Below are 7,509 nucleotides of genomic sequence, written 5' to 3' on the forward strand. Positions count from 1 at the left end.
GCGTGGCCCTGATGGAGATCGTGTCGCGACCCGACATGCGCTCGGCGCGTGAGGCGCAGGCGTATGTGACCAAGCTGCGCACGATCCTGCGCTATCTCGGCACCTGCGACGGCGACATGGAGAAGGGCAACCTGCGCGCCGACGTCAACGTCTCGGTCTGCCGCCCTGGCGCCTACGAGAAGTTCCGCGAGACCGGCGACTTCAGCCACCTGGGCACGCGCTGCGAGATCAAGAACGTCAACTCCTACCGCTATATCCAGCAGGCCATCGAGTACGAGGCCCGCCGCCAGATCGAGATCATCGAGGACGGTGGCAAGATCGATCAGGAAACCCGGCTGTTCGATCCGAACAAGATGGAAACCCGGTCGATGCGTTCGAAGGAAGAGGCGCACGACTATCGCTACTTCCCCGACCCCGACCTGCTGCCGCTGGAGCTTGATCCGGCGTGGGTGAAGGCGATCCAGGACTCATTGCCCGAACTGCCGGACGCCAAGAAGGCGCGGCTGCAATCGCAGTACGGCCTGACGGCCTACGACGCCGGCGTGCTGATCATCGAGCAGGCCCGGGCCGACTTCTTCGAGGAAGCCGCCAAGGGCCGTGACGCCAAGCTGGTCTCGAACTGGGTGACCAACGAACTGGCCGCCAAGCTGACGGCCGGCGGTCTGGACATCACCGACAGCCCGCTGAAGCCCGACGTGATCGCCGAACTGGTCGCCCTGATCGAGGAGGAGGTCATCTCTTCCAAGATCGCCAAGGACGTCTTCGAGCGTATGTGGGCCGGCGAGGGCCGTCCGCGTGAGATCGTCGAGAAGCAGGGTCTGCAACAGGTCTCCGACACCGGGGCGCTGGAGAAGATCATCGAGGATCTCATCGCCGCCAATCCGGGTCAGGCCGACTCGGTGAAGGAAAAGCCTCAAGCTATCGGCTGGTTCGTCGGCCAGGTGATGAAGGCCACCGGGGGCAAGGCCAACCCCGGAACGGTCAACCAGCTGCTGAAGTCCAAGCTGGGTATCTGATAGTCAAACGCCCCGGAGGAGACCTCCGGGGCGTTTTTCGTTCCAGGCGGTTAAGAGCCGTTGGCGATGATGTCGAAGACGATGCCGCTGGCGATGGCGGCCAGCAGATAGTCGTTCCCCACCCGGTACCAAGCGTAACCACGCGGCGGCTGGCGCAGGTGATAGCGGTGGTAGTCGTTCACCACGTAGCTCCGATAGTAGGGCGGCAGCGACGAGCCGCGGCGCCATGAGGCGTAGCCGGGGCGATAGTACGGATTGCCGTAATAGGCCTGGGGCGGCGGGCCGTAGAACCAGCGGTTGTTATAGTAGTAGCCGTTGTGGCGGCCGCGATCCCAGTTGCTGTAGCTGGGGCGGTGATCGCGCGGATTATAGCGCCCGCGGTGGTCGTCCCGACGATCATAGCGGTCGCCGCGATCGCTCCGATAGTCTCGGCGATCACCACGATCACGGTCGCCACGGTGGTCGCCGCGGTCTCCGCGTTGTTCATGATTGCCGCGCCCGCGACCACGGTCGTCATCAGCGAAGGCCGAGGTCGCGCTGAACGCCATCGGGCCGGCGACGGCGGCGATCGCGGCTATGCTCAGGATCAGGCGTTTCATGGGCTAGGCCTCCAAGTTCTGCAGTCTGTCCGTTGATATGGAAACTGCCAGCCGCCGCCTGAACTCGACCTGAACGGAACTGTCAGCTTGAACGCCAGGCTTGGGGCTCGCACCGCCTTTGTCGCCAACCCCGCTCTTCCCGGCGAAGGCCGGGATCCCGATGGCGTGGGCTCACAGGCTCAGAACTGATCCGGGCCGGCGCCAGCCTACGAGATCTGGGCTCGGCCAGCGGTACTGAGTACGGACCCTAGAGGTCGCCGTCGTCAAATGCCGCGAAAGTTTCCGTTCAGTAAACGGGGCGAATAGTGAAATTTCGCCTGTCCTCAGCAATGAGTTTTGGGGGTTAACCTTATCTTGAGTCGATATCGACTTTTCTAGGACGGTAAAGCGCCGGGAGCGGAACCCAGAACGGGGGCGAGCCGGCGGGGCTAGGGAAACGAAGTCATGCTTACGAGCGTGGAAATCGACGGTGCGACAGGACTGCCGCTACCGACCCCGGACGCTACGGGGGACGATCTGTTCAAGATGGGCCTGCTCTACTCGACCGGACAGGGCGGCGCGCCGCTCGACTACGTCTCGGCCCATATGCTGTTCAACCTCGCCGCCATGCGCGGGTCGTTGGAAGCTAAGGTCTATCGCAAGGAACTGAGCCAGGAGATGGCCTCCAACGAGGTCGCCGAGGCTCAGCGTCAAGCCCGCGAGTGGCTCGCCACCGGCTGACGGCGCTCGCGAAAAGCGCTCGGCGGAAGCGGTAGTGTGATGTTACTCGCAGGGTCTGGACCAGGGCTGGTCCTGATTGGGATTCGATGGCCGCGCAAGGCGCTTGGGCAGGAATGCAAAAGGCGAGGGCGTCCTCGAACCGGACGGTTCGTCGGCGTTTCGCCTTGTCCGATCTGCCGACCCTGCTTTGGCGTGAGCGTCAGCTGATCCTGGCGGTCTTCCTGGTCGTGCTTGGTCTTGGCGTGCTCGCCGCCTTTGCTCTGAAAACCACCTACCACGCCCAGGCCAGCCTGCTGGTGGGCAGGGCGTCGGCCGGTTCGGAGATCGAAATCCTGGGGGCGGGCCAACTTCCGCTGCGGGTGATCGAAAAGCTCGGCTTGCCGCGCACCTATCCGCAGCTCGCCGCGAAGGCCGCCAAGGCCTCGCCGGCCGAGCAGCGGCGCATCCTGGGCCTGGCCGCCCAGTCGATTGAGCAGAGCCTGAAGATCGAGAACGCGCCCGGGACGCCGGTCGTGCGACTGGGTTTCCACCACCAGGACCCGCAGGCCGCGGCCTTGATCCTAAACACCCTTCTTGAAGAGTATCTCATCTACCGCCGCGCGGTGCTGCCGGCGCCTACCTTGGATCAGCAGCGGACGTTGTCGGAACTCCAGGCCCAGATCGAACAGCAGCGATACGAGACTGAGGTCGAACTCCAGGCGCGGACCGCTAGACTGGCGGCGCTGAACGCCCAACTCTGCCAGGTCCCGCGCGAAGTCCGCCTGCATCGCGACGTCACCCCCGGCGGCCCCACCCGCACCCGGACCGGCCTCAATCCAATCCATCAGGTATTGCAGACCGAAAAAATTCAACTCACAAGCGAAATTGCAGCCCTCGAAAAGGCCGAAGCCGCCCTCGCCAGTCAAGTCGTGGAAGTGGTTGTTCGCCGCCAGCGTCTCGCCGGTCTCGACCGCAACGTCCGCGCTCTGACGGTGAGCGAAGAGCAGGACCACGCCGGGCAGGAACTCGCTCTGCTGGCCAATGACGACATCCGCATCGTCCAGCGCGCAGCGCCGCCGGCGCGCGGCGTCAGCCGGCGCATGCCCCTGCTGGCCCTGTCCCTGCTGCTGGCGAGCCTAGCCGGTCTGGGAGCCGGGCTGGTCCGAATGCTGCTGCGGCCGGGGCTGCCGACCGCCGAGGTGGCGTCGCGCACGCTGGACCTACCGATCCTCGGCGCCGCGGCGATGAAGCCGCGCTAGAGCCCCCCGCTTTGCGATAGCCTCGCCCAAGTGCAGGCACGACGATTCGGGGACATGGTCGATCTAAGCTCCGAGATGGCCGAACTGTGGACGTCGCTGGGCGCGCCGGCCGCTGGTCGTGGGCGCGTTGTCCAGATCACCGCCGCCCGGCGCGGCGAGGGCGCCTCGACCGTCGCTCGGGAACTAGCCTTGTACGTCGCCCGGCGGGCGGGACGCTCGGTCTGGCTGGTGGACCTGGACCTGATGGCCGCGCCCCAGCACGCCGCCCTCACTGAGGCCGGCGCACGCTATGGCACGCTCTCCGATCCGGTCCAGGCCAGTCCTGACGGCTCCATGTTCTTCACTGTCCAGCCCGAAGCGCAGACCGCCGCTGGCGAGGTGTGGCCTGATGCTCGATATCTGGCGGCCCATCGTATCGGGTCGGCCCGGTGGTGGGTTACGCGGTTCCAGCGCGAGCGGCTCGCGCCGGGGCAGGGCGTTCATGTCCTGCCGACCAGCCGCTACTGGGACAGCCTGCGGAGCGTCGTCGATCTGGTCATTGTCGATGGACCGTCGCCGGAACGTTCACGCGCGGCCCTGACCGTCGCGCCGTTCATGGATCAGACCGTGCTGGTGGTCGCGGCCGACCAGCCGGACGTTAGCGCCCCGGCGCGGCTCAGGGACGAGATCGCCGACGCTGGCGGCGATGTCGCTGGCCTGTTCTTCAATCGCGGGCCGCTTCTAAAGGCTGTTCGAGCCTAGCCTCTAACGGACGGTGTCGGAGTCGCCCAGCAGGCAGGGCACGGTCATAAACATGATGTAGAGGTCGAGCCAGAACGACTGGCGTTCGATGTACTCCACGTCCAGCGCCACCCGGTTGCGAACCAGCTCAGGCGTATCCACCGCGCCACGCGACCCATTGATCGCCGCCCAGCCGGTCATGCCAGGCTTCATGCGGTGGCGGTGGGCGTATTCACTGACCAAACGCGAGCTTTCCACAGCGCCTGTCTTCATGCCGATGGCGTGGGGGCGAGGGCCGACCAGCGACATTTCCCCAGCCAGGACGTTCAGGAGCTGCGGCAGCTCGTCCAAGCTGGTCTTGCGGATGAAACGGCCGACCCGGGTGACTCGGTCGTCGTCGGCGCTGATCTGACGCGCGGCCTTGGCGTCGGCCGCCTCGAACCGCATCGAGCGGAACTTCCAGACCACGATCTCTTCGTTGTTGAAGCCATGGCGGCGCTGCCGGAAGAAGATCGGGCCGGGACTGTCGAGCTTCACCGCGATGGCGACCATCAGCATGATGGGCGCTGCGATGAACAGTGCGACCGAGCCGATGACCAGGTCCTGCAGGCGCTTGGCGACGGCCTTGCCGTGATCGATCGGATCTCCGGAAATCCGGGTCAGCGGGATATTGGCGATCCGGTCGATAGCCTGGGCTTCGTCGCCCTCGCCATCCTGGTCGAGCAGTAGCGTGATCTCGTTGGGAAGGACGACGAGGCGCTCGAGCAGGTTGTGGACCCGATCGCGCGCCCCCGACGGGACGGTCATTACGATGCGGTCCACGAACGGCATGATCCGGTGGGCCAGCAATTCGTCGGTGCCGCCGAGCAACGGCACCCCATGAAGTTGGGGCGGGCTTTCGGCGATGCGATCATCGAAAACGCCAAGGATGTTGGCCTCTCGCGTTTCGAGGATGGCCGCGATCAAGCGCTCGGCGGCGCCGGTGGCGCCCACGATGACGAGGTTTGGGGTCAGTCGGCCGTTCGCTCGCCAGCGCTTGACGTTCAGCCACCAGATGCCGTGCGCGGCGGCCACCGTGAGGAAGGCCATCGGCGTCCAGACACCGAGCGCCGCGGCCAGCATCACCACCCCGACGAAATGAGTCAGGATCGCAAAGCACATGGCGACGGCCACCGCAAAGCAGACGGTGACCCGCATCAGGTGCGTGGCGAGGTCTTCGCGGCGGCCAAACTTGTAGCAATCAAACAGCCGCAGGCTGGCGAACGTCGCCACCGCCGCGCTGCCGTAGATCAGAAAGACGTTGGCGCCATGGGTCAGGGCCGCGGCCATGAAGCCGCCGCCCGCCAGGGCGATGGCGTCGCCCACTTGGAAGAACCTCGTCAGCACCCGGCCCGAGAGTCGCAACCGGGTCGGCGTCAGCCGTTGGGGGCGCAGCGGCCCACGCCGATCACGTCCAGGCTCCGACCACGTGGCGGCCGACGCGTCGCCCTGCCGGCGGGCACGTCGGTCGGGTGGAGAGTTCGGCTTGAGGTCGGCGAGTGAGGACATTGATGACCGGTAGAGGCGACTATGCCGGGCGACACTGCCACAAGGGCTCTGTGCGAGCAGTTAACACGGACGGCGGGCGACATGTACGCTGGTTCACATTGGCTGAAATTTCGTCTGGCGATTTGTCAAAACGCGGCTGATTGCACAGTCGTGATGAGCTGATTGTATACAAACAACTGTCGGCCACCCTGCGATGCTTGCCGGGAAAGGCTCCTGCCGCGGAATAAGTCACCGTGATGGACGCGCATTTCCAACCGCCGCGACTTCGGCGATGGCATCGGTGACCGCCTCCGGGTGCTCGTTCATCAACATGTGTGAGCTATTGGCGACGACACGATGGACGCCGCGGCTGGACTTGGCCGCCAGTTCGTCATGGAGCCGCAGCCAGAGCTCCTGGGCCGGTGGGGCGCTGGCATAGGTTCCGTCGGCGCTCAGCACGATGATCGGCAGATCGCCATAGGATTGGCGGCCGGCGTCGATCTGATTGGAGGTCGTGGGCCAAAGGTTGTCGAGTTCAGAAATTTGTGCGCGCCAGGTCGACGGGCGCAGACTTTCGGCCAGCCGCGCGGCGTTCACCTTGGCCGGCTGATCGGGCCGGGGGGTAGCGGCGCAGCGTTTGAGCTCCGGCTCTGTCGGCGCGCGCAGTTTGAGCTCCGCGGCTTCCAGGCACATCGCGGCCTTAAGTCTGATCGAGCCTACGCCGCCGGCCCCAGGGCCAAAAGCTTCGGCGAAGCGTGTGTCCTGGTGCTCGACGGAGGGGTCGACCAGCACCAAGCCGACGACCTCGAGCGGGCGGCGGTTGGAGAACAGCCGGACATAGAGCGCGCCCGCAGAGTGACCGACCAGGATGAACGGCCCTCCGATCTTGGCGGCGCGCAGGCCGCGATCAAGGTCGCGCGCGATCGCCGCGCCGTCGCGGGGCAGGGGCCCAGGATCACTGAAGCCAAAGCCGGCGCGGTCATAGGTGCAGACCCGGTTGGTCTTTTCGACCTGGGCGCGGACCCGCGTCCAGGCCAGCGATGTCGCCGCATAGCCGCCCTCGAGGATCACGGTCGGGGAGCCATGGCCCGAGCAACGAAAATTCAGACGGCGGCCATCGGGAAGACGGGCCAGTTGGCCGGGATGAGCGGAAGCTTCATTGGCAGGCGACGGCGCGGTCTGGCCGCTGCCGGGGCTCAGCAGGGCGAGGGCGAACGCGAGCGGGGCGGCTAGAGGATTACTCACTTGTTATCGAACCTCGAGCGAACGAAGCAGCGCCTCTAGGCACTTGCATGAAGGCCCGCAAATATACCTGCCTCAATACGGCGCCTATTGGGCGCTAGCTTTGGCGAGCGGGTGTCCATGGGCGTCCGAATTTAGGTATCGAGCAAGTCGAGGGTGCTGTGGCCGATCGTTCTGATTTGCAGTTTGGCGAGAACTCGCCCGAGCATGTCGCATACCGCCTCATGGTATGCATCGCCGATGTAGAAGGTATTTCGCTCTCAAAGACCGGCAAGGAGAAACTGGCCACGCGGAAGTGGATACTTGACGTCTATGCTGAAAGCCTGGACGCGGTAAGAGCCAATAGGCGGTACAATAAGGCCCAGGCCTAGTCTGAGAGTCAGCGGGGTCGCGCCCGCTGTGGGCTTACCCGCATCTCGCCGGCCTGCCAGGGCCGGCCGCGCGCAC

8 protein-coding genes are annotated in these 7,509 nt (G+C 65.4%); 5 read left to right on the forward strand and 3 right to left on the reverse strand.

Annotation, left to right across the window (positions count from 1 at the left end; all coding sequences use genetic code 11):
- Positions 1 to 1,016: Asp-tRNA(Asn)/Glu-tRNA(Gln) amidotransferase subunit GatB (gene gatB, locus Q7T84_RS09550; protein WP_304808153.1), on the forward strand; the 1,016-nt coding region annotated here is incomplete at its 5' end.
- 50 nt (positions 1,017 to 1,066) lie between these two features.
- On the opposite strand, the gene Q7T84_RS09555 is transcribed toward gatB, so the two are convergent.
- Positions 1,067 to 1,615: an RcnB family protein gene (locus Q7T84_RS09555; protein WP_304808155.1), complete on the reverse strand. Its 549-nt coding sequence runs from the start codon at positions 1,613 to 1,615 to the stop codon at positions 1,067 to 1,069.
- Between the two features lie 444 nt (positions 1,616 to 2,059).
- Here Q7T84_RS09555 and Q7T84_RS09560 point away from each other — a divergent pair, with 444 nt between their 5' ends.
- The 3 genes from Q7T84_RS09560 to Q7T84_RS09570 all read left to right on the forward strand — a co-directional run bounded on the left by Q7T84_RS09560 (position 2,060) and on the right by Q7T84_RS09570 (position 4,314).
- Positions 2,060 to 2,335: a sel1 repeat family protein gene (locus Q7T84_RS09560; protein ID WP_304808157.1), complete on the forward strand. Its 276-nt coding sequence runs from the start codon at positions 2,060 to 2,062 to the stop codon at positions 2,333 to 2,335.
- A 164-nt stretch (positions 2,336 to 2,499) separates the two neighbouring features.
- Positions 2,500 to 3,573: a hypothetical protein gene (locus Q7T84_RS09565; RefSeq protein WP_304808159.1), complete on the forward strand. Its 1,074-nt coding sequence runs from the start codon at positions 2,500 to 2,502 to the stop codon at positions 3,571 to 3,573.
- 54 nt (positions 3,574 to 3,627) lie between these two features.
- Positions 3,628 to 4,314 carry a sugar kinase gene (locus tag Q7T84_RS09570; protein ID WP_304808161.1) on the forward strand — a complete coding sequence of 229 codons (687 nt, stop codon included), beginning with the start codon at positions 3,628 to 3,630 and terminating at the stop codon, positions 4,312 to 4,314.
- A gap of 3 nt (positions 4,315 to 4,317) precedes the next feature.
- Here Q7T84_RS09570 and Q7T84_RS09575 read toward each other — a convergent pair whose 3' ends face one another.
- Positions 4,318 to 5,658 carry an exopolysaccharide biosynthesis polyprenyl glycosylphosphotransferase gene (locus Q7T84_RS09575; protein WP_304808164.1) on the reverse strand — a complete coding sequence of 447 codons (1,341 nt, stop codon included), beginning with the start codon at positions 5,656 to 5,658 and terminating at the stop codon, positions 4,318 to 4,320.
- Between the two features lie 411 nt (positions 5,659 to 6,069).
- Positions 6,070 to 7,065, reverse strand: a complete 996-nt coding sequence (locus tag Q7T84_RS09580) for an alpha/beta fold hydrolase (protein ID WP_304808167.1) — start codon at positions 7,063 to 7,065, stop codon at positions 6,070 to 6,072.
- A 158-nt stretch (positions 7,066 to 7,223) separates the two neighbouring features.
- On the opposite strand from Q7T84_RS09580, the gene Q7T84_RS09585 reads away from it, so the two are divergent.
- On the forward strand, positions 7,224 to 7,433 hold the full coding sequence (locus tag Q7T84_RS09585) for a hypothetical protein (protein ID WP_304808169.1): 210 nt from the start codon (positions 7,224 to 7,226) through the stop codon (positions 7,431 to 7,433).
- The last annotated feature ends 76 nt before the right edge of the window (positions 7,434 to 7,509 follow it).

The organism is Phenylobacterium sp. (assembly GCF_030654915.1).
In the GTDB taxonomy this organism is placed as follows: Bacteria; Pseudomonadota; Alphaproteobacteria; order Caulobacterales; family Caulobacteraceae; genus Phenylobacterium.